The sequence below is a fragment of the Amycolatopsis arida genome (assembly GCF_900115565.1).
GTDB lineage: Bacteria > Actinomycetota > Actinomycetes > Mycobacteriales > Pseudonocardiaceae > Yuhushiella > Yuhushiella arida.
The window spans coordinates 58217-84444 of record NZ_FOWW01000002.1 but is presented as its reverse complement, the minus strand read 5'-3'; the positions used below and the strand labels follow the sequence as shown (position 1 = coordinate 84444).

The following is a 26228-nucleotide window of genomic DNA, read 5'->3' as shown; positions in this document are numbered from 1 at the left end:
GTCCGGCCCAGGTGGTAGCGGTCCTGCTCCGACTGGCCTCAGTTCACGCAGACGACGCCGTCGGCGGTGATCGGCTGCTCCTCCTCGGGTGGCGGGGCCGACTGTGCCGGCGGTGCGGCGGCGATCCGGTCGGTCGTCCGGTTCGTGGTGTCCGAGCTCGCGTAGTCGGTACCGAGCAGGACCACCGCGTGGCCGGCGGGCACGGACCGGTCCTCCTCCACCTCCGGGTTGCCGTCGAGGGCGTCGGCCACCTTCCGGCCCGCCGCCTGCGCGCCCGGCGGGACCCGCACCACGGTGCTCGTGCGCGACGTGGCGTTGCCGATCGCCCCCTCGGTGAAGCCCTGCTCGGCCAGCGACCGGGACACCCCGGCGGCCAGACCGGTGCGCCCGGAGGCGTTGCGGACGTCCACGGTGATCTCGGCGTTGTCCGGGCCGGCGTCGGCCGGCTGGGTCGGTCCGGTCGAGCCCTGCACGAACGCCATGACCTGCTTGGGGTCCACCTGGACCGCCTCGCCGTCCTCGGGGGTGCTGTACTCCGAGTTCACCACCGGGATGGTGCGGAACTCGATCTGCCCCGCGGTGAGGCCCTTCATCTGCTCGGCGAAGGCGAGGATGTCCCAGCCCTGGTTGAGCACCACCGACTTCTGCACCGCCTTGACCAGGTCGTTGAGCTTGCCGGGATCGCTCAAGGTGCCGGCGGACAGGATCTTCCTGGCCAGCCCGGCCATGAACACCTGCTGGCGGACCACCCGGTCGAGGTCGCCGCGGAGCAGGCCGTGCCGCTGCCGGACGAACGCCAGTGCCTCGAAACCGGAGACGGTCTGCGGGCCGGCCGTGAAGTTCGCGCCGGAGTACGGGTCCTTGGTGGGCCGCTTGAGGCAGACGTCGACCCCGCCGATCGCCTGGGTGATCTCGTAGAAGCCGAGGAGGTTGATCGAGGCGTAGTTGTCGATCGTGGAGCCGGTGAGCCGCTCCACGGTGGCGATGAGCGTCTTGGCGCCCTCCTGGTTGCCGCGTACCTCCAGCTCCTTGGGGTCGGTCACCCCCTTCTCCTGCAGCTCCGCGCGGGCTTCCAGCTTCCCCCGCGCGTAGGCGGAGTTGATCTTGTGCTTGCCGTGGCCGGGAATGTCGACGTAGGAGTCGCGGGGCAGCGAGAACGCGACGGCCTTGCTGCCATCGTTGGGGATGTGCACGAAGATCAACGTGTCGGTGTTCAGCTCGCCGTCGGCGACGCCCGCGCGCAGCTTGGCGAGCATGTCCTCGGGAAGCGGGTTGCCCTGCGCGTCGGTCCGGCTGTCCATGCCGACCAGCAGGATGTCCCTGGCGCCGTCCGCCGGCTTGTCGCCGCCACCCTCGGCCCCGATGACGTCCGTCATGGTCAGGCCGGTGACCAGGCCCTGCATCGCCGCCCACGCATAGCCGGTGACGCTCATCACCAGCACGGACGCCATGGTCAGCGCGATCTTCACGCCGCGGCCGGGTCCCCGCCGGCGGGCGGGTGGTGGCTGCGGGCGGCGCGGGCGGGGTGGGTCCCCGGCGGCGGGCCGACGGACCGTCGGCGCGTCGGCGGAAGGGCGATCGACCGGAGGACGCGGCCGGGAGCCCGTCGCGCGGGCCCCGGCGGAGCGTGCGGAACCGGGTGGCGGAGTATGCCGGGCCGGGGCCGGTCGACCGACCCCGGACTCCTGCCACGGCCTCGCGGGACGACGGTCCCCGCGACCGTTCCGCGGCGGGTACTCCACGCCGGCAGCTCCCTTCGTCCGTGCTCGACACCCGCGCCCTGGCCGTGGGCACGGGTGTGTCACTCCTCCATCCCGGTGACGTCCGACGATCGGTCCGGGTTGTCCACAGCGTGGCACAACGGCGCTCGGGCGTGGTCGACAACACCCGAAGCGGGGACGTCGAGCGCCTCACCCGCCCGTTCTCGCCGGCACCGTCGCCGGCGTCGGCATCGGGGCCGACCGGGCGCCGAGCACCGTGGCGAGCACCGCCGCGGCGGCGAACAGCGCCGTCGCGCCGTGCACGGCCAGGCCCAGCGGGTCGACCGCCGGCCCCGCCGTCGCGGCCAGCACCGGCGGCACGCAGGCGAGCGCGGTCAGCACCCACGTGACCGGCGCCGCGCTCGCCCCGGTGCGCACCGTCTGCAGCAGGGACACGCCCAGTAGCAGGTGCAGCAGGCTCTGGATGGGGTCGAGCGACAGGCCCAGCAACACCGACGGCTCCGGATCCGCGCCGAGGCTGGTGAGCGCGAGGCCGAACACGCCCACCATGGCGTAGCCGATCCCGAGCCCGGCCGCCGCGCGGCTGAGCGGCGCGCCGAGCCGGCCCGCACCGGGGGCAACGGGGCGCGGGCCGCTGTGCCCCACGCCGTGCCGCTCGAACCACCAGAAGACCAGCGCCGCCGGCCCGGCCAGCAGCGCCAGCGCCACCACCGACCGCGGTTGGAACAGCCAGGCCACGCCGTGCCCGAGCCGGTCGGGGAAGTAGACCACCGCGATGAGCAGCAGCATCGCGGTGAGGAAGCCGAGGTAGAGGCTCATCGGCGCGCGCAGCGCGAACGCCACCGCGCGGGTCGCGCCGGGCCGGTGGGCCAGCCCCGCGAGCGGCCGGGCGAGCAGCGCGAGCGCGCCGAGCTGGGTCAGCCCCAGCAGCAGCACCGCCCCGGCGGGGGCGGCGAACACCGGCGCCGCGCCCGGGGTGCCGAGCAGGAGCGGCGGCACTCCTCCGGACCAGGCCAGTGCCGCCAGGCCCGCCGCGGCGGCGCCGCCGAGCGGCACCAGCAGCCGGCGGGGCAGCCGCCCGTCGGCGTGGGCGAAGGCCAGCTGCTGGGCAAGCAGGGCCAGGCCGAGCGCGCCGACGTAGCGGGCGGCCGGGGTGCCGCCGACCAGCTCGGCGCCCGCCACGACGCCGAGCGTGCCCAGCAGCGTCGGCCAGCGGGCGCGGCGGTGCAGCGCCAGCATCACCGGGGTCAGCGCGACGGTCAGCAGGTACATCCCGAGCAGCCACAGCGGGTGCAGGGCGATCCGCATCGCCGCCGCGGTGGTGCCGGCCGGGATGCCGAGCAGCTCCAGCGCCACCGGCACGGCGAACGCCACGACGGCGAAGACCAGCGCCGGCCGGAGCAGCCAGCTCGCCCGGTGCGCCAGGTACTCGCGGTAGCCGCCGCCGGCGCGCACCTCGGCCCGCCACCCCGCGGCGTTGGCGTGGCCGCCGGCGAAGAAGAACACGAAGCCGAGCTGCGCGAGCCAGGTGAGCGGCCACAGTGTCGCCTCGCCGGCGCCGGCCCACCGGGCCAGCGCGACCACCGACTCGCCGAGCATCAGCACCACGATGCCGCCCACCCCGAGCAGCGCCCAGCGGCTCACCGGCCGTGGCGCGGGTCGCGGGTGGGGTGCTCGGCGCGGGGTCTGCCGGCGCACGTGCAGCCAGCCGCGCAGCCGGAAGGTGAGCAGGAAGCCGATCATGGCCAGGCCGCACAGCATCGGCGCGATCGGCTGGCCGACCGGTGGGCCCCAGCGCTGGTGCCAGGAGTTCACCACCAGCCCGGCGGAGTACAGCGACGCCACGGCCCGGCAGAGGTCGGGGGAGCCCCGCGGGTTGAGTCCGCACGTCGCGTGCATGTCCGCCGACAACCGGTCGTCCAGCGCCTCTCGCAGCTCGGGGGCCAGCGGTGTGCCCTTCGCCGCGGCGTAGCGGAGCAGGTCGTAGCCCAGGTCGTGGGACCGGCACGGCACGGCGTAGTCCCAGCGCGTGTCGTCGTCGCCCCACGGCGCCGAGCACCCCCCGTCGGCGTGCACCGCCCGCACGGTGCCGTCCCTAGCCGGCTCCCGGCCCGGCCGCACCCCGGTGACCTCGGTGAAGTCCGCCGGCAGCAGGTCGAGCGCGGTGGTCCGCGGTCCCGGCGTGAGCAGGGCCCGCACGGCCTGTTCGGCCTGCGCCACGTCGCCGTCGAGCGGGACCCTCGGGGACGGCGCCGGCCGGGATGCCACGAAGCCGAACCCGATCACCGCCAGCACCAGCAGGAGCAGCCACGCCGACGTCCACAACGGACGGCGTGGGGGCAGGGGCGGACGGTTCATGCTCTCCAGGCTCTCAGTGCTGCTCGGGCGACGGCATGGGGGCAACCCCCGAGCCGACCTGCGGAGAACCGCAGTCCCGGTGGGCGCTCACGGACCGTGCCGACAGGCCCGGCCGGCCCCCGGTTCGGGTGACGATAGTGGGCACGGCCGGCCAGTGTGCCCACCACGCCGCAACGCGCCGCCACCCGGGTGGGGCGAAGCGTCCTCGTCAGGGTGATGCTCAGCCGTGGGCGACGGGTCTGGTGTCGGTCACTGCCGGTCCGCGCCGTTGTTCGATCCGGTGTGGATCCGCCGCTCCGCGGCCATCCGCACCTGGTTGCGGCCCTTCTCCTTGGCCTCGTACACGGCGGCGTCGGCGGCCTGGAGCAGGGTGTTCAGTGTGTCGGCGTGCCGGGGGTACACGGCGACGCCGATCGAGGTGGTGCGCCCGGCGATGATCGTTTGGCCGCCACGCTTGTCGGTGGTGACGATTCGCAGTGCCGCGATCGCACGTCGCACCCGCTCGGCCGCCGCGTCGGCCGCCGCCTGGTCGGTGTCGGGCAGCAGCACGAGGAACTCCTCGCCGCCGAACCGGCCGACCACGTCGGTGGGTCGGGTCACCTCTCCCAGTGCCTGCGCGACGACGCGCAGCACGTCGTCACCGGCGGGGTGACCGAACGTGTCGTTGATCCACTTGAAGTGGTCGAGGTCGATCATCAGCAACGCCAGCTCGTCGTCGGACTTGCTGGCCCGACCCAGCGCCCGCTCGGCGAGCTCGGTCCAGCCCCGCATGTTGAGCGTGCCGGTCTTGGGATCGGTGCGGACGTCGTCCTGCAACTGGTCGAGCTCCGCGAGGCGGTTGAACACCACGGTCACCACGGCCATGATCGCGACCGCCGGCGGCACGGTCACCAGCAGGATGGCGGTCACCGCGCCCAACCCGATGGTGATGGCCTCGAGCAGGTTGTCGGCCTTGTTCCCGAGCACGTTGCGCACCGTCGGGGTCGAGGTCGCGCCCAGCGCGAGAATTCCGCTGACGTAGCCGATCTGCACCGCCTCGAACACCACGCCGGCCACCACGAGCGCGGCGAAGTCCTGGATCGGGTCGGTGCCGAACGCTCCCCACCCGTCCGGGCCGACCGCCTCGAACGTCAGGTGCGCCAGCACCACGGACACGCCGTGGGTGATCGACGAGAACACGAAGTTGTGCGCCGGCCGCCGGGCGATGAACCAGTGCTGCACCCGGATCAACGCCACGAGCAGCAGCGTCAGCGGGATCGGCAGCACCACCGCGGCGGAGAAGGTCCACACGGCGGTCAAGTCGATCAGGACCGTCCTGGTCCGGTTGCGGCGCCGTTCCTCCTGCCGCTGGGTGAGCTGGATGTGCGCGGTGGCGCCGACCGCCAGGATGGCGAACCTCAGCCAGTCGCCGGTACCGGGCAGCGGGGAGTGCCACAACGCGACCGCGAACACCGCGAGCGCGAGGGCCTCCATGACGAGCAGGAAGACGATGACCCGCCGAGGGCGGTGCCACAGTGCCCAGGAGCGCGGGTGGTAGGCGCGTGCGTTCGCGCGGTCGTCATCGGTACTGCGGGTCCCGCCGTCGACGGGAGGAGTGGTCGCCGGTGGATGGGGCAGGTCGGGCCGCGGAGCGGGCCGGTCGCTCGTGGACGGCCGGCGGGGAGGTACCGATGGCACTTGGTCACCTCCTCGTTGTCCGCGGCACGGCGATGAGTAATCTGTCCGGTACCGGGTGAAGCGGGCATTCGTTTTCCGTGACAGGTATCATCCCACTCCATCAGATGTTCCGGGTAGGCGAGGACATCGACGGGGTCGGTGACCTCCGATGATCTCCGAGTCCAATCCGCAAGCGACGATCGGAGGTGTTTCTGGTGTCGAGCCGCGACTTCTGATCCGGCAGGTGAGTACGTCCCCGTTCGTTTTGGTAGCAGAGAGGTGGCATCCGATGTCCAGCCGTGACTTCTGAGCAGCTCATGGGTGAAGAGGGTTTCACATTCGTCCCCGAGGAGGTGACCCAGCGTGTCGAGCCGTGACTTCTGAGCCTTCGTCGTCCGACCGTCCGACCGTCCGACGAGCTGAAGCGGAGGTGAGCCACCGTGTCGAGCCGTGACTTCTGAGCCGTCCCGACCGTCCCGAGCACCCGTGCCGGACCCCGAGAGGAGCCAGCCGATGTCCAGCCGTGACTTCTGATCAACTTCGTCCGTGTTCGATTGTTTTCGACCGCACCGGGAGGTGAGCCGTCGTGTCGAGCCGCGACTTCTGAACCGCTCGAGTTGTTGACCCGTCGACAGCACCTGAATGGGAGGTGAGCCTCCATGTCGAGCCGTGACTTCTGAGCCGTCCCGACCGTCCCGAGCACCCGTGCCGGACCCCGAGAGGAGCCAGCCGATGTCCAGCCGTGACTTCTGATCAACTTCGTCCGTGTTCGATTGTTTTCGACCGCACCGGGAGGTGAGCCGTCGTGTCGAGCCGCGACTTCTGAACCGCTCGAGTTGTTGACCCGTCGACAGCACCCGAATGGGAGGTGAACCTCCATGTCGAGCCGTGACTTCTGATCGCCGTGCCAACGCCTCGAAAAGAGGCGGTGACTCCCTTGCCTCGGTACCGGTAACGCACCGGAACTCGCTCGCGCGTCAATGGGCGGGCAACGGTGCGCCAACACCGCCCGCTCGGACCCGCGCCCACGACAACGCGACCGGGATGCCGAGCGCCACACCCGCCACGCCGGCGAGCGCGATGGTCACGGAGGCGGAGCCGACGAGCTCCGCCACCACACCGCCCAGCGCCACCCCGATGCCCTGCGCCACGCGCAGCCCGGTGCGGTACAGCCCGCCGGCGCCACCCCGCAACTCGTTGGGCACCCAGGTGATGAACGTGGCGCCGACGGTGATGATGTACGCACCGGTCGCGCCGGCCAGTGCCAGCAGCAGGAGCGCGTAGGGCAGGCTCGGCTCCAGGGCGAACGCGACCAGGGTGGCCGCGGACGCGATCGCCAGCACCCCCATCGCCCGCCTTCGGTTCTCACCCGACACGAACCGCGAGAGCACGAAGACCCCGACGATGAACCCGAGCGGGTCGGCGGCCAGCAGCCAGCCGACCGCGGTGGGTGGCGCGTCGATCTGGTCGGCCAGCGGCGCGGCCAGCCCTTCCGGGATCACCGCCAACCCGACCAGCCAGGAAAGCGCCAGCAGCACCCGCAGCCGGCGTTGCCCGAACACCCAGCGGATCGCACCGAACCACGGCTCACCCGCGGCGCCCGCGGCCGGGCGCCAGGCGACGCGGCGCCACACCAGCAGCGCGCTGACTCCGAAGGTGAGGGCGTCCAGCGCGAGTGCGGCCGAGCCGCCGAGCTGGAGCACCAGGAAGCCGCCACTGGCCAGCCCGACGAGCATCGCGATGTTGGTGGTGATGCCGCGCACGTCCTGGCTGCGCAGGTAACGCTCGTCGTCGGTGAAGACCTCGCGGGTGAGAGCGTTCTGCGCGGCGTTGGCCGGCGCCCCGGCCAGTCGTGCCAGCACGAGCAGCCCGCCCACCAGTAGCAGCGGGGTGCCGGGGATGGCCATCAGGCCGACGAGCACGGCCTGCGCCGCGGCGCAGGCGACGAGCACGGTGCGCCGCGGAAACCGGTCGGCCAGCTGGGCCAGCCCGAGCCCGCCGGCCAACGCGGGCAGGAACGTCAGTGCGTAGACCAGCGCGGCCCACAGCGCCGACTCGGTGCGTTGGTACACCATGATCGCGAGCGCGACCGTCGTGAGATGGTCGCCGAAGACCGACTGGGCCTCCGCGATCCACAGCGCCCTGAACTCGGTGTTCCGGAGCGGTGAGGACGTCCTCGGCGCCGTTCGCGTGCTCACCGGCCCATCATCCGTTCCCCCTCGCCCGAGCCGTCCCGTGGAGTGCGCGCTGCGGATGGTCCTGGGGATCGCCCCCGAACACCCGACGACCGCGCAACGTTTCTGACAACGTTCAGTATGCCGCCGGCTACGCGTAGGCAAACAGCGATCCATCGGGAATCGGATCAACGGACGCCCAGACTGGGCCACAAGGACGCCACCGAAGGTCTGATCGGTGGCGCGGAGGGACCCGGACCGGGCCCCGCCGGGCCCGGGGGCAGGGTCGACTCGCCGAGCAGTATGCCCCGGCCGATCAAACGTCACTCGTTCGGCGCAAGGTTTGCACCATTCGTCGCCGTCGGGGGTACTCCGGTCGGTGACTGGCCAACACTGTCTGCAGGCCAGCGGCAGTGGGTGGACACCCGGCTGCGTCGGGGCTGGCCGGTGGGAGACGATCATGAACATGCTGGATGGCAGGGCCGTGGTGGTGACCGGCGCCGGGCGGGGACTGGGCGAGGCGTTCGCCGTGCACCTGGCCCAGGCCGGGGCCGCCGTGGTGGTCAACGACGTGGAGGCCGACCTCGCCGAGCGGGTGGCGGCCGGCATCCGGGTGCACGGGGGCCGTGCGGTGTCGAGCGGGCACACCGTGACCGAGCCCGACCAGGCGGAGGCGATCGTCGCGCTGTGCCGGAGCGAGTTCGGCGGCATCGACGGCCTGGTGAACAACGCCGGGCTCAACTACGAGGCGTTGCCCTGGGAGGAGGGGCCCGACCAGGTGCGGGAACTGGTCGGGGTCAACCTGCTCGGGGTGATCTACACCGGGACCGCCGCCGCGCGGGCGATGGTCGACCAGGGCCGGGGCGGGGCCATCGTGAACATCTCGTCCGGGGCGTCACTCGGCCAGCGCAAGCTCGGTACCTACGCGGCGACCAAGGGCGCGGTGGCGTCGCTGACCTATTCCTGGGCGCTGGACATGGAGGAGGTCGGCATCCGGGTCAACGCGGTGTGCCCGCTGGCGCACACCAGGATGGTGTGGCAGTCGGAGCGGTCGCTGCGCAACTGCCCGCCGGACCGCACGCCGTCCCGGATCGCCCCGCTGGTGCTGTACCTGCTCAGCGACCGGGCGCGGGGCATCACCGGGCAGCTGGTCCGGTGCAACGGTCCGCAGCTGCACCTCGTGGGCCAGCCCTACTTCAAGGCGCCGATCCTGGAACGCTCCGCCTGGGACACCGACAGCATCCAGCGGGCGTTCGACGAGGTGTTCAGCGCCCACCTCGAGCCCTACGGCCTGGAGAAGCGGGTGCCGCCGCGGCTGCGCAAGTGGACGGAGGGCGCCGCCTGACCGTGGTCACCCGTCAGTGGGCTCGTACAGCGCCTCGATCAGCGGCTCGTAGCGCTGGTTGATGATCCGGCGCTTGAGCTTGAGCGTGGGGGTCACCTCGCCACTCTCCGGCGTCCAGGTCCTCGGCACCACGTGGTAGCGCTTGACCTGCTCGGCCCGGGACAGCCTGGCGTTGGCGGCGGCGACCGCGCGCTCGATCTCCGCGCGCACCTCGGGGTGGTCGGCGAGGGTGGCGATGTCCGGTGCCTCGATGCCCCGGTTCCCCGCCCATGCGGGCGCCATCTCGTCGTCGAGCACGAGCAACGCCGTGACGTACGGGCGGTTGTCGCCGATCGCGACCGCCTGGCCGATCAGCGGGTGCTCCTTGAGCAGCCCCTCGATCCGGCTGGGCGCGATGTTCTTCCCGCCGGAGGTGATGATCAGTTCCTTCTTGCGGTCGGTGATGGTGACGTAGCCGTCCTGGTCGATGGCGCCGATGTCGCCGGTGGCCAGCCAGCCGTCGGCGTCGGTCGCCGGCTCGATCGAGCCGTCCTCCCGCAGGTAGCCGAGGAACACGATGGGCCCGCGGACGAGCAACTCGCCGTCCTCGGCGACGCGCACCTCGACGCCGTCGAACGGGCGGCCGACCGTGCCGGCCTTGAACGCGCCGGCGGTGTTCGCGGTGACCGCGCCGGTGGTCTCCGACAACCCCCACACCTCGTGGATCTCGATGCCCAGCCCGGCGAGGAAGTAGAGCACTTCGACCGGCAGCGCGGCGGCGCCGCTGGCGGCGAGCAGCAGCTGGTCGAGGCCGAGCAGCTGGCGGACCGGGGCGAGGACGGCGCGGTCGGCCTCCTCGATCCGGCGGGCGAGGTCGGCCGGCACCTCCTTGCCGTCGCTGCGCAGCTTGTAGCCCTGCTGTAGCAGCTGGTTGGCCTCGAGCAGCGCGTCGCGGCGGTCCTCGGGGACGCCGGCGAGCATGTTCTTCAGGCCGGCGGCCATCTTCTCCCAGACCCGTGGCACGCCGAAGAAGGTCTGCGGGCGCACCGTGCCGAGCGCGCCGACCACGCTCGTCGGGTCGGCGAGGGTGTGCACGTGGCCGGCGATGATGATCGGGATGTAGATCGACAGCTCCCGCTCGGCGATGTGCGCCAGCGGCAGGTAGGCGATGTTGCGCAGGTGCATGGGCAGGCCGTGGCGCTGGTGCACGACGTAGCCCTCGTAGATCGCGCCGTGGTGGGAGAGCACCACGCCCTTGGGGTCGCCGGTGGTACCCGAGGTGTAGATCATCGACAGCGGGTCGTCCGGCTTGATCTGGGCGGTCCACCGCTCGAACGTGTCCGGGTCGGCGGTGTGCAGCTCGGCGCCCCTGGCCCTGACGTCGGCGAGGCTGACGAACCGGTCGTCGCCGGGCGGGACGGCGTCGGCCTCCATCACCACGACGCGGCGCAGGTCGGGCAGGTCGTCCAGCACCGGCAGCCAGCGCTCCAGCTCACGGGTGCCCTCGAGCACGGCCACCGGGGTGGCGCTGTGCCGGGCGACGTAGGCGATCTGCTCGCTGCTGAGGGTGGCGTAGGCGGTGCAGGACAGGACGGAGAGGTGGGTGGCGGCCAGGTCGGCGACGAAGTGCTCGGGGCGGCTGCTCGCCATGATCAGCATGCGCTGGCCCGCGTGCAGCCCGAGGTCGGCGAGGCCGCGGGCGACGGCGGCGATCTCGGTGCGCAGCTCGCCCCAGGTCAGGGTGGGTTGCCCGGCGGCGTCCAGCGACGTGAGGGCGGGCAGGTCGGCGAACTCGGTGGCGTTGCGACGCAGCAGGCTCGGGATCGTCTGGCCTTCGGCAGCGTTGGCGGCGGACTGCGGGCTGGTCAACACTGGCCTCCTCGGGTCGTGACCTCCGCCACTCTAAGCGCTGGTCGGCGAATCAGGAAGACGTCGGAGCGGCGCGGGGACGCCGGCGGGAAGTCCACAGTGGAGCATCGAGGGGACGAAAGGGGACGACAAAGGTCCCCACGCGCGGAGCCGCGTGGGGACCTCGTTGGGGGTGCGCCATCAGGGACTCGAACCCCGAACCCGCTGATTAAGAGTCAGCTGCTCTGCCAGTTGAGCTAATGGCGCGGACCTGCCGCTTCGCGCTGTGCTCGGCGACGGGAAAACACTAGCACGGGCTGTTCGGCGCTCGTGTCGCGGCCCCCTCGGCCGGACTCGGTACGGGGTGGACGCGACTTCACCGTACTCGCACACAGCGTGCCACGATTCGGGCACACTGTAGGCGCAAACGGGTGGTGTCGAACACGAACGGTGGTTTTCCATGCGAGGTCGGGGCGGGTTGCGGACCCGGGTGCCGGTGCTCGTGCTGGCCGGTGGGCTGCTGCTCGCCGGGTGCAGCGGCACGGGGGAGACGCCGGCACCGCCCGAATCGCGGACCCCGCCACCGCCGAGGCCCGTGTCGCTGAGCCTCTCGCCGGCCGACGGCGCCGACGCCTTCGCTCCGGGCGAGCCGGTGAAGGTCGCCGCGGAGAACGGCACGCTCGCCGAGGTGGCGCTGGTCGGCGCGGACGGGACCGAGGTGTCCGGGGAGCGCGCGGCGGACGGCGCGAAGTGGACGACCACCGAGAAGCTCGGCTACGGCAAGACGTACACGTTGACCGCGTCGGCGAAGGGCGCGGACGGCAAGCTGGTGGAGGCCGCGTCGACGTTCACCACGGCGACGCCGAAGCGGCGGGTCTCGGTGTCGGTGAACGTGCAGGACGGGGAGACGGTCGGCGTGGGGATGCCGATCGTCTTCATGTTCAGTGGCAACGTCGCGGACAAGGACGCCGCGGAGCGGGCACTGCGGGTGACCGCCGAGCCGGCGACCGAGGGCGCGTTTCACTGGTTCAGTGACAAGTGGGTGACGTGGCGGCCGAAGGAGTACTGGAAGCCGGGCACCAAGGTCACGGTGGACGCCGGCATCTACGGGCGGGACCTCGGCAACGGCACGTTCGGCAGGGAGGACCGCTCGGCGAGCTTCACCATCGGCGACAAGCTGGTCGCGGTGGCCGACGGCAGCACCTTCCAGATGACCGTGTCGATCAACGACGAGGTGGTCAGGGAGATGCCGCTGTCGATGGGCAAGCGGTCGAGCACCACGCCGACCGGCACGTACACGGTGATGAGCGAGCACGTCGGCTACACGTTGGACTCGGGCACGTACGGTGTCCCGGCGGACTCGCCGGCCGGCTACCGGACCTGGGTGAAGTACGCCGTCCGGCTGTCCAACAGCGGGATCTTCTACCACTCGGCGCCGTGGTCGGTCGGCGACCAGGGACGGCGCAACGTGAGCCACGGGTGCCTGAACCTGTCGGTGGAGAACGCCGGGTGGTTGATGGAGACGTCGAAGCGCGGCGACATCGTCGTGGTCCGGAACTCGGGCGGCCGCGAACTCGAGCCCACCGACGGCTGGAGCGTGTGGCAGATGCCCTGGGACGAGTGGAAGTCCGGCGGCAAGAAGAAGTAGCCCCCGCACGCCGCCCCGATCAACCACCCGGCCCGCCGCACCGCTGGCCCCGACCCCGCCCACCCCGGGGGGCCGCCGAGCCGCTCCAGCGTATCGCCGCCGGGGGTGTTGGGACGGTGGGCGCGAAATCTGTGGATCCCTTTCGTGGGATGGGGACAACTCGACGGGTGCGCGGCGGCGTGTGCCGCGCCGGGAGAGTCCTCCTCGCGCGCCCGCTGGGGGTGCATCCCGTGTCGGGGTTGCCGCGTCGCGGGTGGTGTGGTCCCCACCCCGAAGCCCTGATTGTGTTGACGGTCGTCGGCACCGTGTCAAGGCGGGAAAGAGTGCCTTGACACGGCGCCCCCGCCCGCAAGGCGGCTTCGGATCGGGGTGGGGAGGGGAATGGCTGATGGCCCCGCGCCTGGTGGGGCGTGCCGCGAGCCGGGTGGGAACGACGGACGGTGCGCCACGCCTGATGGGCGTGCCCCGAGCCCGGGATGGAACGGCTGAAGCTCCGATGCTGGGTGAGGCGCATCCCGCCGAGCCACCTTGGGCTCGCAAACAGCGCGCCTCAACGTAGACCTCGCCGTCCCGAACATAGATTTCGCCGTCCCGAACGTGAAACTCGCGCCCCCGAACGAAGAGCCCGCACTCCTCGAACCAACGGCCTCACGCCCAGCCACCTACCACACCCGCCGCGCGGCCCCAGCGAGCGAGCGCAGCGAGCAAAGCGCCCCAGAAGTCCCAGAGCCAGCCCCAGCCAGACGCACCCTCACCCACAAGGCGCCCACCAACCCCCACAGGTGACCCAGCGAGCGAGCGCCAGCGAGCGAAGCGCCCGACAGACATGGCACCCCCCGCATCGCTGGTCCACGACCAACGCCACCAGCGCTCGCCCAAGGCGAGGAGCTCGCACCGTGGGGGGTGTGGGGGGCTCGGCCCCCCACAGCGAGGACGAACCCCAGGGAGCGAAGCCGTGCCCGGCGAATAGGGGCACCCATGGGGTGAGTGACGGGACTTGAACCCGCGACATCCTGGACCACAACCAGGTGCTCTACCAGCTGAGCTACACCCACCATGCGAGGCGGTGACCGCCTCGGCTGCAATATCGTAGCGTGTGGCCGTGGGGGACTCGCACCGGGTTATCGAACGCCGAGGACCTCGGTGGCGACGGCCTTGGCCTGTTCGCTGGTCGGGCCGGGTTGGGGGACGAAGGCGGTACGGCGGTAGTACTCGAGCTCGCCGATGGACTCCTTGATGTCGGCGAGCGCGCGGTGGGCAAGGCCCTTCTCCGGCTTGGCGTAGTAGATGCGCGGGTACCAGCGGCGCACCAGCTCCTTGACCGAGGACACGTCGACCATCCGGTAGTGCAGGTGCGCGTCGAGGGCGGGCATGTCCCTGGCGATGAAGCCCCGGTCAGTGGCGATGGAGTTGCCGGCCAGCGGTGCCGTTCGGGGCTCGGGGACGTAGCGGCGGACGTGGTCGAGCACCTGGCGCTCGGCGTCGGCGAGGGTGATCCGGGAGCGGCGCACCTCGTCGGTGAGCCCGGAGCGGGCGTGCATGTCCCGCACCACGTCAGTCATGCCGCCGAGCGCCGCGTCGTCGGCGTGGATGACCAGGTCAAGGCCGTCGCCGAGGATGGTGAGTTGGGAGTCGGTCACCAGGACGGCGATCTCGATCAGCACGTCCTTGGCGAGGTCGAGCCCCGTCATCTCGCAGTCGATCCAGACAAGACGATCGTTCACCAGCGGAACCATAGCCGGGCCCGGCCGGCTCGGCGCCGGGACGTGCCGTGAGCGGCCGAACACCGCGGGCGGTGCCGAGGCGCGGGACGCCCCGCGGCGGTGGGCCTTGGTTCTTTCCCGGGCCTCCTTCGTCCCAGCCCGTAAGACACTGCCGGCCAAGAAGGGGACGGGGGTGCACCCGGAGGACGGGGGAATGTGGCGCTGCTCCACCGGGCACATCGCGGCGTCGTCCAAGGCTACCCTGGTGAGGAGATGACGTACCTGGACCACGCGGCGACCACTCCGATGGTGCCGGAAGCCGTCGCGGCGATGAGCGAGGCGCTGTCCACCGTGGGCAACGCCTCCTCCCTGCACTCCTCGGGCCGTCGGGCACGGCGCGTGGTCGAGGAGGCGCGCGAGACGATCGCCGCCGCGCTCGGTGCCCAGCCGTCCGAGGTGGTGTTCACCGGCGGCGGCACGGAGAGCGACAACCTCGCGGTGAAGGGCATCTTCTGGGCCCGGCGGGCGGAGGATCCCGCGCGGCGCCGGGTGCTGGCCAGCGCGGTGGAGCACCACGCGGTGCTCGACACCGTGCGGTGGCTGGGCGACCACGCTGGCGCCGAGGTCACCTGGATCGAGGTCGACCGGCACGGCCGGGTGCGGCCGGACGCCCTGCGCGCCGCGCTGGGCCCCGACCCCTCGGATGTGGCGTTGGTCACCGTGATGTGGGCCAACAACGAGGTGGGCACCGTGAACCCGGTGCCCGAGCTCGCGGCGGTCTGCGCCGAGCACGAGATCCCGCTGCACACCGACGCGGTGCAGGCCGTCGGCGCCCTCGACGTCGACTTCGCCGCCAGCGGCGTCAGCGCGCTGACGCTGACCGGGCACAAGGTCGGCGGCCCGTACGGGGTGGGCACACTGCTGCTCGGCCGGGACGTGCCGTGCGCCCCGCTGCTGCACGGCGGTGGGCAGGAACGCAACGTGCGCTCCGGCACCCTCGACGTGCCGAGCATCACCGCGCTCGCGGCGGCGGTCGAGTCCGTGGTGGCCGGTCGCGCCGGCGAGGCTCCCCGGGTGGCGGCGCTGCGGGACGAGCTGGTCGCCGCGGTGCTGCGGGAGGTGCCGGACGCGCGGCTCAATGGCTCGCCGCCCGACGACGTCCTCGACAGGGGCACGCCGGGCCGACTGCCCGGCGTCGCGCACTTCACCTTCCCCGGCTGCGCCGGCGACAGCCTGCTGATGCTGCTGGACGCCAAGGGGATCGAGTGCTCCACGGGCTCGGCCTGCACGGCCGGGGTGGCCGAGCCGAGCCACGTCCTGCTGGCCATGGGCGCGGACGCGGCGTCGGCCCGCGGGTCGCTCCGGTTCTCGCTCGGTCACACGTCCACTTCGGACGACGTGGCGGCGCTGGCCGGGGAGATCGGCGCGGTGGTGGCCAGGGCCAGGCAGGCGGGGCTGGCCGGAATGCGCAAGCAGAAGCAGGAGGTGTGACGCGGATGCGGGTGCTGGCCGCGATGAGCGGGGGAGTGGACTCCGCGGTCGCCGCCGCGCGCGCGGTGGACGCCGGGCACGACGTCGTCGGGGTGCACCTGGCGCTGTCGGCGCGACCGGGCACGCTGCGCACCGGGTCGCGGGGCTGCTGCACGATCGAGGACTCGCGGGACGCTCGCAGGGCGGCTGACCTCCTCGGCATTCCGTTCTACGTCTGGGACTTCGCCGAGCGGTTCACCGAGGAGGTCGTGGAGACCTTCGTCGGCGAGTACGCCGCGGGCCGGACGCCGAACCCGTGCGTCACCTGCAACGAGAAGATCAAGTTCGCGGCGCTGCTGGAGAAGGCCGTCGCGCTCGGCTTCGACGCGGTGTGCACCGGTCACTACGCCCGACTGTCCGTCGTGGACGGTGTACCGGAGCTGCGGCGCGCGGCCGACGAGGGCAAGGACCAGTCCTATGTGCTCGCCTCGCTGACCGCGGAGCAGCTGCGGCACTCGCTGTTCCCACTGGGCGACTCGGTGAAGCGGGACGTGCGGGCCGAGGCCGACCGGCGCGGGCTGGCCGTGGCGAACAAGCCGGACAGCCACGACATCTGCTTCATCCCGAACGGTGACACCCGCGGCTTCCTGGAGTCGCGGCTCGGGCAGCGGCCGGGTGAGCTGGTCGACGCCGAGACCGGCGCGGTGCTCGGCCGGCACACCGGCGTGCACGGTTTCACCGTGGGCCAGCGCAAGGGGTTGGGCATCGAGGCGCCCGCCCCGGACGGCCGGCCCCGGTACGTGCTGGGTCTGGAGCCGGTGTCCGGCACCGTCCGGGTGGGCCCGGCCGAGCGGCTCGGGGTGCGGGAGATCACCGCCGACCGTCCGGTGTGGCCCGGCGCGCCGCTGGACGGTCCGGTGGAGTGCGTGGTGCAGGTGCGCGCGCACGGCGGCACCGCACCGGCCGTGGCCGAGCTGGTGGGCGGCGAGGTGCGGATCGCGCCGCGCGAGCCGCTGCGCGGGGTCGCGCCGGGCCAGGTCGCGGTGCTCTACCGGCCGGACGCCGCCGGTGACCTCGTGCTGGGCAGCGCGAAGATCCGCGCCACCGACTCTTAGCGCCTCACAGGGCGAGCCTGAACCCGGTGTGCGTGGGCGCGAAGCCCAGCCGCCGGTAGAACCGGTGCGCGTCGGTGCGCGAGGCGTCCGAGGTGAGCTGCACCAGGGCGCACCCGCGGCGGCGACCCTGCCCGATCGCCCACTGGACGAGCGCCGCCCCGATGCCGCGGCCCCGGTGCGCGGCGTGCACCCGCACCGCCTCGATCTGCCCGCGCGGCGCGCCGCATCGGGCCAGGCCCGGGATGACGGCGAACTGCAGCGTGCCCACCACCCGGCCGCCGAGGTCGGCCACCACCAGGTGCTGGTTCGGGTCGGCGTCGACGGCGGCGAACGCCCGCCGGTACGGCGCGAGGTCGTCCGGCCGCTCGCGGGTCGCGCCGAGCGGGTCGTCGGCGAGCATGGCCACGATGGCCGGGACGTCGTCGGGCCGCGCGGCACGGATGGTGGTCTCGTCCATGCCGGAAGTATCGCGCGCTCAGCGCCGTGGCACGGACGCCTTGAGCTCGACGGCGGGGTAGATCACGTGCCAGCCGTTGCCGACCGGGCAGGCGAAGGACACCAGCCTCCGCTCGGACTTGGTGACGAAGCGATCCGCGGTCCGCTCGTCCGGGAAGCACGCCCGCTGGTCGCAGTGGCAGCAACGCGAGGCGGTGCTGTAACACCAGTCGATCATCGTCGCCGTCCTTCGTCCCTCGGATCTGACGCAGCGTACTCCGCGCTGACCCACGGTGACCGGCCGCGGGTGGGCAGCCTCCGACACGGGCCGGCGAACGTCGACAGGGCCACCCCCCGCGCGGTTAGTGTTGATCTCACCGGGGGACGGCAACGGCGCCACGGGAGGCTCGATGAACACCGCCCTGATCCGGTCCAGCACCGTCGCGGACGTCCTGCGGCGCAGCGCCGCCCGCGTGCCCCGCAGGGTCGCGCTCCGCTTCGCCGACCGGGAGTGGACCTACGCCGAGCTGGACGCCGCGGTCAGCCGGGCCGCCGCGCACCTGCTGGGCCTGGGCCTGCGCCAGGGCGACCGGGTCGCCGCCTACGGCCGGAACTCCGACGGCTACCTGATCGGCTTCCTCGCCTGTGCCCGCGCGGGCCTGGTGCACGTGCCGGTCAACTACAACCTCACCGGCGCCGAGCTGGCCTACCTCGTGGAGCAGTCCGGCAGCACGGTCGCGCTGGTGGACCCCGACCTGCGCGACGCGGTCGACGCGCTCGCCGGGGACCTCCGGCTGCGGCACGTGCTGCCGTTGCAGGACGACGCCGACTCGCTGCTCGCCGTCGCCGGCGCCGGCGACGTGCCGGAGCTGGACGTCGAGGTGGCCGACACCGATCTCGCCCAGCTGCTCTACACCTCCGGCACCACGTCCCGCCCCAAGGGCGCGATGATGACCCACCGCGCGCTGGTGCACGAGTACCTCTCGTGCATCGTCGGGCTGGACCTCACCGAGCACGACGAGCCGCTGCACGTCATGCCGCTCTACCACAGCGCGCAGATGCACGTGTTCCTCCTGCCGTGGCTGGCCGTGGGGGCCACCAACCGGCTGCTCGAGGTGCCCGATCCCGGGGAGATCCTGCGCCGGATCGCCGAGGAGAGGCACCGGGCGTTCTTCGCCGCCCCCACGCTGTGGGTGGCGCTGGCCAACCACCCCGACTTCGCCCGGCTGGACCTCGGCGCGCTGCGCAAGGCCTACTACGGTGCCTCGATCATGCCCGGCCCGGTGCTGGAGAAGCTCCGCGCGGCGATGCCGGAGCTGGGGTTCTACAACTGCTTCGGGCAGTCGGAGATCGGGCCGCTGGCCACGATCCTGCGGCCGGAGGAGCACGCCGAGCGGCCGGACTCAGCGGGTCGCGCCGTGCTGTTCGTCGAACTGCGGGTGGTGGACTCCTCCGGCGCCGACGTCCCGCCCGGCGGGATGGGTGAGGTCGTCTACCGGTCGCCGCAGTTGGCCGTCGGCTACTGGGACAAGCCGGAGGAGACCGCGGAGGCGTTCCGGGACGGCTGGTTCCACTCCGGCGACCTGGTGCGGATCGACGAGGAGGGCTACCTCTCCGTCGTCGACCGGATCAAGGACGTGATCAACACCGGTGGGGTGCTGGTCGCCTCGCGGGAGGTCGAGGACGCGCTGTACACGCACCCGGCAGTGGCCGAGGTCGCGGTGGTCGGGCTGCCCGACGAGAAGTGGATCGAGGCGGTCACCGCCGTGGTGGTGGCCAAGTCGGCGGTCACCGCCGACGAGCTGATCGCGCACGCGCGGGAGCGGCTGTCGGGGTTCAAGGTGCCCAAGGCCGTGCGCTTCGTCGACGACCTGCCGCGCAACGCCTCCGGCAAGATCCTCAAGCGCGAGCTGCGCGACCGCTTCGGCGGCTGACCCGCGAGGCCACCTTCCCGGCTTCGCGTCGGCCGGGTCAGCTCGGGGTGTAGTGGCGCACGCCGTCGAGCTCGGTCATCGCCAGCCGGTCCTCGGCCACCAGCAGGTCGAGGTGGGACTTGGTCTCGATCACCGCGAGCATGCGGTTGAACAGGTCCAACTCGGGCAGCCGGCGCCCGCGCCGGGTCCAGGTCAGCTCGTGTGCCGCGGCGAACGCGGTGCGGGACCCGGCGGCGACGGCCCGCGCGGTGAGCTCGAGCCGGCGGTCATGGTGCGCCAGCAGCTCGTCGACCCGGCTATGCGCGCTGCCGGTCACCGGGCCGTGCGCGGGCAGCAGCCGCCGGTCGGGCATGGTCCGCACCCGGCGCAGCGAGTCGAGGAAGTCCCGCAGCGGCAGCTCCACCGGCTCGGGCTCGAACCCGATCGACGGCGTGATGTGCGGCAGCACGTGGTCGCCGGAGAAGAGCAGCCCGGCGGCGCCGTCGACGAACACGACGTGGCCCGCGGTGTGCCCGGGGGTGTGCACCACCTCGAGCCTCCGGCCGGACGGCACGGTCCGCGGCCCCTCGGCGAGCCACTCGTCCGGCGGGTCGTACAGCTCGGCGGTGTGCCGAGGGCCGGTCCCGAAAGTGGCCCGCAGCTCGTCGGCCATCGGCTCGGCGCCGCACCGGCGCAGCAGTGCGGCCTGCGCGCCGAACATCGTCCGCGCGGCCGACGACGAGGCCCGCACCGACGCCTTCTCGAACTCGCCGAGGGTGACCCGGCAGCCGAACTCCCGGCGCAGCGTCACGGCCTGCGTGTAGTGGTCGCCGTGCATGTGGGTGACCAACACTTCCCGGACGTCGGCGAGCTCGCCGCCGAGTGCGGCGAGGCCGGCGCGCAGTGCCTCCCTGGCCTCCGGGGTGGCCCATCCGGCGTCCACCAGTGCGATCCCGGATCCGCCGGTGATCGCGTACACGTTCACGGCGCGCAGCCCGGCGTCCGGGATCGGCAGCGGGATCCGGTACACGTCCGGCGCGACCTCGTAGGTGCCCGGCTCGGCCCAGTGGCGGGTGCTGTCCTCGGCAAGCGGTTCCACGATGACCTCGTCGTCCTCGTCCTCGTCCTCGGCCGGGCGCCTCCGGTCCGGCTCGTCCGATTCGACCAGGGATCGGGCGTGGGCAGGAGGTCGATGAGACGTGGGTCACGCACAGACCGCCCGGTATCCCACGATCCGGCACCCCGGCCGGTTACCCGCGCGCGATCCTCCCGCCACCGGGACAATCGATTACCCGGCATTGGCGCGCCGCCCCGGAAAATGGCTCGAGAATACCCTTTCCTTTAATCATTCTTTGCCGACCTCAGTAAATTTTGACGCTGCGCCGTACGTCACAGTTTTCTTGTTAGTCGGCGCGGTTACCGGGGAGTACAAATTGGCGTGTGGCTGGTTTTCCTCTCGAGCCCGACCCGGCCGACATGCTTGACATCGGCCGGGCGGCACTGCAGCTCGTCACCGACATGGTCGGCGCGTTCCCGGACGCGCCGGCATCGACGTTCCGCCCCTGGGCGGACCGGTACTCCCTCATCGCCGAGCCGCCCGCCGAGCACGGGCGTGACCTCGCCACGGCGCTCGCGCTGTTCCGCGACGCCGCCGGCGAGGGTCTGGAGACGGCGGGCCCGCGGTACTTCGGCTACGTCCCCTCCGGCGGCCTCTACACCTCGGCCGTGGCCGAGCTGCTGGTCCGCGCGCTCAACCGGTCCACGGGGCTGGCCGGGTTCTCCCCGGCGCTGGTCGCGATGGAGGACGGCGTCATCCGCTGGCTGTGCGGGGAGTTCGGGCTCCCGGCCGGCGCCGGCGGGATCATCACCACCGGCGGCTCCACGGCGCACCTGTCCGCGCTGGTCGCCGCCCGGCACGACCGGCTCGGCGAGACCTTCGCCGACGGCACCCTCTACGCCACGGCGCACACGCACTACTCGGTGGCCAAGGCGGCCAGGATCGCCGGCTTCCCCGCATCCGCCGTGCGCACCGTGCCGACCGACGCCCGGCTGCGGATGGATCCCGCGGCGCTGGCCGCCATGATCGCCGCCGACCGGGACCGTGGGGCGCGACCGTTCCTGGTGGTGGCCAACGCCGGAACCACCAGCACCGGCACGGTGGACCCGCTGCCCGAGGTCGGCGGGGTCGCCGCCAGGGAGGGTCTGTGGTTCCACGTCGACGCCGCGTACGGCGGCTTCTTCCAGCTCACCGAGCGGGGCAGGGCGGTGCTGCGCGGCATCGAGGCGGCCGACTCGCTGGTCGTGGACCCGCACAAGTCGCTGTTCGCGCCCTACGGCACGGGCATGTTGCTGGTCCGCGACCCCGGCGTGCTGCGCGCCGCGCACGCCGACACCGGTGCCTACCTGCAGGACCTGCCGGCGCCGCCGGTACCGCACTACGCCGACCACGGCCCCGAGCTCACCCGGGAATGCCGCGGGCTGCGGCTGTGGCTGCCGCTGTGGCTGCACGGGGTCGGCGCTTTCCGCGCGGCACTCGACGAGAAACTGGACCTCGCCCGGTTCGCGTATTCCGAGCTGACCGCGCGCGGTGCTTTCGAATGCCCGTACCCGCCGCAGTTGTCGACGGTCTGCTTCGCGCTCGCCGGTGCCGGTGGTGCCGCCGATGACGCCAACCACCGGTTGCTGGACGAGGTCAACGCCGAGGGCCGGATCTACCTTTCCGGCACCACTGTCGAAGGGCGGTACCTGCTCCGGCTGTGCGTGCTCTCCCACCGCTCGCACGCCGAGCACGTCCGGGAGGCGCTGGCGGTGCTGCACGAGCGGGCGCCCCGTCCGGTGCTGACCCCGTTGAGCGTGTGACCCGGCGATGACCACACTGTCGGTGTGCGCGAACAGACCTGGCCGCCCGGCGCGGCGACCGGCATCGGGTCGATGCCCGGCACCGACCCGGCCGAGACCGCCGCGATCGTCCTCGGTGAGCTGCCCGACCTGCCGTTCCTGCCCGAGCTGCCGGCCCGCGGCGTCGGCGCCGACCTGCTCGGCCGCACCGCCGCGATGCTGGTGGACCTGGCCGTCGACGTGGTGCCCTCCGGCTACCGGGTCACCGCGAAGCCCGGCCACGACCACCGCAGGGCGGTCGACCTGCTGCGCTGGGACCTCGACGCGCTCGACGACGCCCGGCAGCGCGCCGGCGCCACCCCACCGGTGATCAAGACCCAGGTGGCCGGCCCGTGGACGCTGGCCGCCGGGATCGAGCTGCCCCGCGGGCACCGGGTGCTCACCGACCGCGGCGCCGTGCGCGAGTTCACCGAGTCGCTGGTCGAGGGCCTCGGCCGGCACGTCGCCGAGCTCGCCCAGCGGACCGGCGCGAGGGTGGTGGTGCAGCTCGACGAGCCCACGCTGCCCGAGGTGCTCGCCGGTGCGCTGCCCACGCCGTCCGGTTACGAGACCGTGCCGGCGGTCCCCGAGCCCGAGGCGCGGGACCTGCTGGCCGGGGTGGTCACCGCGGCCGAGCGCGCCACCGGTCAGCCGGTGGTGGTGCACTGCTGCGCGCCCCGGCCGCCGGTGGCGCTGCTCCGCTCGGCAGGGGCCGGGGCGCTCGCCCTCGATGCCAGGACGCTCGACGGCGCGCCGGGCGGCCTCCTCGACCAGCTCGGCGAGGCGTGGGACGCCGGTGTCGTGCTGCTGCTCGGCCTGCTGCCGGGCGAGACGCCGGAAGGGGAGTGGCCCACCCTGCGCGACGCGGCAGGGCCGGCGCTGCGGCTGGTCGACCGGCTCGGCTTCGCCCGGTCGATCCTGGCCGAGCGGGCGATGCCCACCACCGCGTGCGGCCTCGCCGGTGCGAGCCCGGAGTGGACGCGCCGGGCGCTGGCGCTCACCCGCGATCTGGGCACGGCGTTCGTGGAGCCGCCGGAAGGCTGGTAGCAAGGGAGGATGCGGTTCCTCCACCGACTTCGCCGGCGCGGTCGCGCCGGCTCCGCCCGCGACGACCACCCCGTGGATCCACGCACCCCGTGGCCGCGGCAGGCGGTGCCGGCCGACCCCGCGGCCGCCGCGGCCGCGTTCTGGCGCCGCTGGACCGAGCTGCTGCCGCGGATCAGCGCGGCGCTCGGGGACCGGGAGCCGCAGCGCGTCGAGCACGAGCTGTGCCGGGCGGTGGCGCTGGTGCATCCCGGCCTGCACTTCTCCCTGGAGCGCGGGCAGCGGGCGATCTACGCGCTGGTCGTCACCGGCCAGGAGGACCCGGCGCTGCGGCCCTACACCGACGCGTGGAAGGCCGCCGCCCCGCCGGAGGACGCCATCTGGGAGTACCACGACTCGGTGCCACCGGTGCCCGACCCCACCGGCGTGACGGTGAACCTGGGCGACATCCGCGTCGCGCTCGCCGACGTGCGGGTGGTGGCTCAGGTCGACCCGGTCGAGGCGGTGGTCGACGTCGCGGTCCACCACCCGGCGCTCGCGCGACTGGCCGAGCCGGCGCGGACGACGATGACGTTCCTGCCGCTGGACGCCACGCTCGGTGAGCGGATGGCCGCCGAGCGGTTGCGCCGGGTGGAGACGGCCGAGCACGAGCCGGCGGGGACCATCTCGCTGCTGGAGCTGCGCGAGCTGGTCCGCGGACTGGCCGACGGCCCCGCGCCGCCGCCGGGCGAGAATGTCGGCGGCGCGCACTAGGCTTACCCGCCGTGAGCAGCGAAGAGCTTCCGCCAGACCAGGTACCCGCGGACGCGGCGCAGGACATCGGTGACGTTCCGGCCGATGTCCGGGACCGGCACGCCGCCCTCGCCGAGGAGGTCCGGGCGCACCAGTTCCGCTACTACGTCCTGGACGCGCCGACCATCTCCGACGGCGAGTTCGACGAGCTGTTCCGGCGGTTGCAGGAGCTGGAGGCCGACTACCCGGGCCTGGCCACGCCGGAGTCGCCGACGCAGCAGGTGGGCGGCGGATTCTCCACCGAGTTCACCGCGCACGACCACCTGGAGCGGATGCTCAGCCTGGACAACGCCTTCTCCACGGACGAGCTGCTGGCCTGGGTGGAGCGGGTGGAACGCGAGGTCGGGTCCGGCACCCAGTACCTGTGCGAGCTGAAGATCGACGGGCTGGCGATCAACCTGCTCTACGAGAAGGGCCGGCTTACCAGGGCGCTCACCCGGGGTGACGGTCGCACCGGCGAGGACGTCACGCTCAACGTCCGCACCCTGGAGGAGGTGCCCGAACAGCTCACCGGCAGCCCGGAGTTCGGCATCCCGGACCTCGTCGAGGTGCGCGGCGAGGTGTTCTTCCGCCCGGAGGACTTCCTCGAGCTGAACGCGCGGCTGGTCGAGGCCGGCAAGCCGCCGTTCGCCAACCCGCGTAACACCGCGGCGGGGTCGCTGCGGCAGAAGGACCCGCGGGTCACCAAGAGCCGCAAGCTCCGGCTGATCTGCCACGGGCTCGGCAAGCGAGTGGGCTTCGAGCCGCGGCGGCAGTCGGAGTCCTACCGCGCGCTGGCCGCGTGGGGCCTGCCGGTGCCCCGGCACAGCAAGGTCGTCGACACCGCCGACGCCCTGCTCGAGTTCGCCGCGTACTGGGGTGAGCACCGGCACGACGCCGAGCACGAGATCGACGGTGTGGTGGTCAAGGTCGACCAGGTGTCGCTGCAGCGGCGGCTGGGCAGCACCTCCCGCGCGCCGCGGTGGGCGATCGCGTTCAAGTACCCGCCGGAGGAGGCCACCACCACGCTGAAAGACATCCAGGTGAACGTGGGCCGCACCGGCCGGGTGACGCCGTTCGCGGTGATGGAGCCGGTGAAGGTGGCCGGGTCGACGGTCGCGATGGCCACCCTGCACAACGCGCAGGAGGTCAAGCGCAAGGGTGTGCTGATCGGCGACCGCGTGGTCATCCGCAAGGCCGGCGACGTGATTCCGGAGGTGCTCGGCCCGGTGGTGGACGCGCGCACCGGCGTCGAGCGCGAGTTCGTCATGCCCACCCACTGCCCGGAGTGCGGCACCGAGCTGGCCTACGAGAAGGAGGGCGACGCCGACATCCGCTGCCCCAACTCGCGGTCCTGCCCCGCGCAGCTGCGGGAGCGGCTGTTTCACCTCGCCGGCCGGGGCGCGCTGGACATCGAGGGGCTCGGCTACGAGGCGGCGACCGCGCTGCTGGAGTCCGGGGTGATCACCGACGAGGGTGACCTCTTCGACCTCGACGCCGACCGGTTGCTCGAGGTGCCGCTGTTCCGCACCAAGGCCGGTGAGCTCTCCGCGAACGGGCGCAAGCTGCTGGTCAACCTGGACACCGCCAAGGACAGTCCGTTGTGGAGGGTCTTGGTGGCGTTGAGCATCCGGCACGTCGGGCCGACCGCGGCGCAGGCGCTGGCGAGGGAGTTCGGTTCGCTGGACCGGATCGAGGCCGCCTCCGAGCAGGAGCTGTCCGACGTGGACGGGGTGGGGCCGACCATCGCCCGCGCGGTGCGGGAGTGGTTCGGCCACGACTGGCACCGCGAGGTGGTGGCGAAGTGGCGCCGGGCCGGGATGCGGATGGCCGAGGAGCGCGACGAGTCGATCCCACGTCACCTGGAGGGACTGTCCATCGTGGTCACCGGCTCGCTGAACGACTTCTCCCGGGACGAGGCCAAGGAGGCGATCATGGCCCGCGGCGGCAAGGCCGCGGGATCGGTGTCGAAGAAGACGGCGTTCGTCGTGGCCGGCGACGCCCCGGGGTCGAAGTACGACAAGGCGGTACAGCTGAAGGTGCCCATCCTCGACGAGGCGGGCTTCCGGGTCCTGCTCGACCGCGGTCCCGACGCCGCGGCCGAGCTCGCCCTGACCCCGGACGACGGCGCGGACGAGCCCGCCGGGACGTGAGTCGCGAACGCAGCCGGG

Annotated in this window: 18 protein-coding genes and 2 tRNA genes; 9 read left to right on the top strand and 11 right to left on the bottom strand. The window is 72.7% G+C overall.

The genetic code is table 11. The features are described from left to right. Window positions 1-38 precede the first annotated feature (38 nt). The 4 genes from BM051_RS05215 to BM051_RS05200 all read right to left on the bottom strand — a co-directional run bounded on the left by BM051_RS05215 (window position 39) and on the right by BM051_RS05200 (window position 7933). Window positions 39-1742, bottom strand: coding sequence for an LCP family protein (locus BM051_RS05215; RefSeq protein ID WP_092528695.1), 1704 nt, complete (start codon window positions 1740-1742; stop codon window positions 39-41). A gap of 168 nt (window positions 1743-1910) precedes the next feature. After that, the gene (locus BM051_RS05210; protein ID WP_092528693.1) at window positions 1911-4079 is read right to left on the bottom strand and encodes a phospholipase; all 2169 of its coding nucleotides are present in this window, start codon (window positions 4077-4079) and stop codon (window positions 1911-1913) included. A 249-nt stretch (window positions 4080-4328) separates the two neighbouring features. Beyond that, the gene (locus BM051_RS05205; protein ID WP_092528691.1) at window positions 4329-5552 is read right to left on the bottom strand and encodes a GGDEF domain-containing protein; all 1224 of its coding nucleotides are present in this window, start codon (window positions 5550-5552) and stop codon (window positions 4329-4331) included. Window positions 5553-6712: 1160 nt separating this feature from the next. Further along, on the bottom strand, window positions 6713-7933 hold the full coding sequence (locus BM051_RS05200) for an MFS transporter (RefSeq protein ID WP_243859174.1): 1221 nt from the start codon (window positions 7931-7933) through the stop codon (window positions 6713-6715). A gap of 436 nt (window positions 7934-8369) precedes the next feature. Between BM051_RS05200 and BM051_RS05195 the strand changes: the two genes are divergently transcribed. Next, a complete protein-coding gene (locus BM051_RS05195) occupies window positions 8370-9254 on the top strand; it encodes an SDR family NAD(P)-dependent oxidoreductase (protein ID WP_092528687.1) in 885 nt (294 codons plus the stop codon). 6 nt (window positions 9255-9260) lie between these two features. Here the strand turns inward: BM051_RS05195 and BM051_RS05190 are convergent, their stop codons facing one another. Beyond that, the gene (locus BM051_RS05190; protein WP_092529594.1) at window positions 9261-11102 is read right to left on the bottom strand and encodes an AMP-dependent synthetase/ligase; all 1842 of its coding nucleotides are present in this window, start codon (window positions 11100-11102) and stop codon (window positions 9261-9263) included. Window positions 11103-11275: 173 nt separating this feature from the next. Beyond that, a tRNA-Lys gene (locus BM051_RS05185) sits at window positions 11276-11348 on the bottom strand. A 193-nt stretch (window positions 11349-11541) separates the two neighbouring features. Here BM051_RS05185 and BM051_RS05180 point away from each other — a divergent pair. Further along, on the top strand, window positions 11542-12729 hold the full coding sequence (locus BM051_RS05180) for a L,D-transpeptidase (protein WP_092528685.1): 1188 nt from the start codon (window positions 11542-11544) through the stop codon (window positions 12727-12729). Window positions 12730-13708: 979 nt separating this feature from the next. Here BM051_RS05180 and BM051_RS05175 read toward each other — a convergent pair. Further along, window positions 13709-13784 (bottom strand) — tRNA-His (locus tag BM051_RS05175). A gap of 66 nt (window positions 13785-13850) precedes the next feature. Beyond that, window positions 13851-14453, bottom strand: a complete 603-nt coding sequence (gene orn, locus BM051_RS05170) for an oligoribonuclease (protein WP_092529593.1) — start codon at window positions 14451-14453, stop codon at window positions 13851-13853. Between the two features lie 252 nt (window positions 14454-14705). On the opposite strand from orn, the gene BM051_RS05165 reads away from it, so the two are divergent. Beyond that, a complete protein-coding gene (locus tag BM051_RS05165) occupies window positions 14706-15923 on the top strand; it encodes a cysteine desulfurase family protein (protein WP_092528683.1) in 1218 nt (405 codons plus the stop codon). A 5-nt stretch (window positions 15924-15928) separates the two neighbouring features. Next, window positions 15929-17017, top strand: a complete 1089-nt coding sequence (gene mnmA / locus BM051_RS05160) for a tRNA 2-thiouridine(34) synthase MnmA (protein WP_092528681.1) — start codon at window positions 15929-15931, stop codon at window positions 17015-17017. Window positions 17018-17021: 4 nt separating this feature from the next. Here mnmA and BM051_RS05155 read toward each other — a convergent pair whose 3' ends face one another. Together BM051_RS05155 and BM051_RS05150 are read right to left on the bottom strand one after the other, a co-directional pair. Further along, complete coding sequence (locus BM051_RS05155; protein ID WP_092528679.1) at window positions 17022-17474, bottom strand: GNAT family N-acetyltransferase; 453 nt, start codon at window positions 17472-17474, stop codon at window positions 17022-17024. Window positions 17475-17492: 18 nt separating this feature from the next. Beyond that, window positions 17493-17690: a hypothetical protein gene (locus tag BM051_RS05150; RefSeq protein ID WP_092528677.1), complete on the bottom strand. Its 198-nt coding sequence runs from the start codon at window positions 17688-17690 to the stop codon at window positions 17493-17495. Between the two features lie 172 nt (window positions 17691-17862). Here BM051_RS05150 and BM051_RS05145 point away from each other — a divergent pair, with 172 nt between their 5' ends. After that, window positions 17863-19386, top strand: coding sequence for an acyl-CoA synthetase (locus BM051_RS05145; protein WP_092528675.1), 1524 nt, complete (start codon window positions 17863-17865; stop codon window positions 19384-19386). A 37-nt stretch (window positions 19387-19423) separates the two neighbouring features. Here BM051_RS05145 and BM051_RS05140 read toward each other — a convergent pair whose 3' ends face one another. After that, the gene (locus BM051_RS05140) at window positions 19424-20464 is read right to left on the bottom strand and encodes an MBL fold metallo-hydrolase (protein WP_092528673.1); all 1041 of its coding nucleotides are present in this window, start codon (window positions 20462-20464) and stop codon (window positions 19424-19426) included. A 341-nt stretch (window positions 20465-20805) separates the two neighbouring features. On the opposite strand from BM051_RS05140, the gene BM051_RS05135 reads away from it, so the two are divergent. From BM051_RS05135 to ligA, 4 genes are read left to right on the top strand one after another with little or no spacing between them, the layout of a single operon-like run. Beyond that, on the top strand, window positions 20806-22224 hold the full coding sequence (locus tag BM051_RS05135; RefSeq protein ID WP_243859173.1) for a pyridoxal phosphate-dependent decarboxylase family protein: 1419 nt from the start codon (window positions 20806-20808) through the stop codon (window positions 22222-22224). 24 nt (window positions 22225-22248) lie between these two features. Then, the gene (locus BM051_RS05130) at window positions 22249-23289 is read left to right on the top strand and encodes a uroporphyrinogen decarboxylase/cobalamine-independent methonine synthase family protein (RefSeq protein ID WP_092528669.1); all 1041 of its coding nucleotides are present in this window, start codon (window positions 22249-22251) and stop codon (window positions 23287-23289) included. Between the two features lie 9 nt (window positions 23290-23298). After that, complete coding sequence (locus tag BM051_RS05125) at window positions 23299-24039, top strand: hypothetical protein (RefSeq protein WP_092528667.1); 741 nt, start codon at window positions 23299-23301, stop codon at window positions 24037-24039. An 11-nt stretch (window positions 24040-24050) separates the two neighbouring features. Next, window positions 24051-26210, top strand: a complete 2160-nt coding sequence (gene ligA, locus BM051_RS05120; protein ID WP_092528665.1) for an NAD-dependent DNA ligase LigA — start codon at window positions 24051-24053, stop codon at window positions 26208-26210. Window positions 26211-26228: the final 18 nt, after the last annotated feature.

Excerpts from the sequence above, each read along its gene's own strand:
- BM051_RS05210 (WP_092528693.1), bottom strand. The coding sequence starts at position 4,079 with ATGAACCGTCCGCCCCTGCCCCCACGCCGTCCGTTGTGGACGTCGGCG.
- BM051_RS05205 (WP_092528691.1), bottom strand. The coding sequence starts at position 5,552 with ATGGAGGCCCTCGCGCTCGCGGTGTTCGCGGTCGCGTTGTGGCACTCC.
- BM051_RS05195 (WP_092528687.1), top strand. The coding sequence starts at position 8,370 with ATGAACATGCTGGATGGCAGGGCCGTGGTGGTGACCGGCGCCGGGCGG.
- BM051_RS05180 (WP_092528685.1), top strand. The coding sequence starts at position 11,542 with ATGCGAGGTCGGGGCGGGTTGCGGACCCGGGTGCCGGTGCTCGTGCTG.
- BM051_RS05165 (WP_092528683.1), top strand. The coding sequence starts at position 14,706 with ATGACGTACCTGGACCACGCGGCGACCACTCCGATGGTGCCGGAAGCC.
- mnmA (WP_092528681.1), top strand. The coding sequence starts at position 15,929 with ATGCGGGTGCTGGCCGCGATGAGCGGGGGAGTGGACTCCGCGGTCGCC.
- BM051_RS05155 (WP_092528679.1), bottom strand. The coding sequence starts at position 17,474 with ATGGACGAGACCACCATCCGTGCCGCGCGGCCCGACGACGTCCCGGCC.
- BM051_RS05150 (WP_092528677.1), bottom strand. The coding sequence starts at position 17,690 with ATGATCGACTGGTGTTACAGCACCGCCTCGCGTTGCTGCCACTGCGAC.
- BM051_RS05145 (WP_092528675.1), top strand. The coding sequence starts at position 17,863 with ATGAACACCGCCCTGATCCGGTCCAGCACCGTCGCGGACGTCCTGCGG.
- BM051_RS05125 (WP_092528667.1), top strand. The coding sequence starts at position 23,299 with ATGCGGTTCCTCCACCGACTTCGCCGGCGCGGTCGCGCCGGCTCCGCC.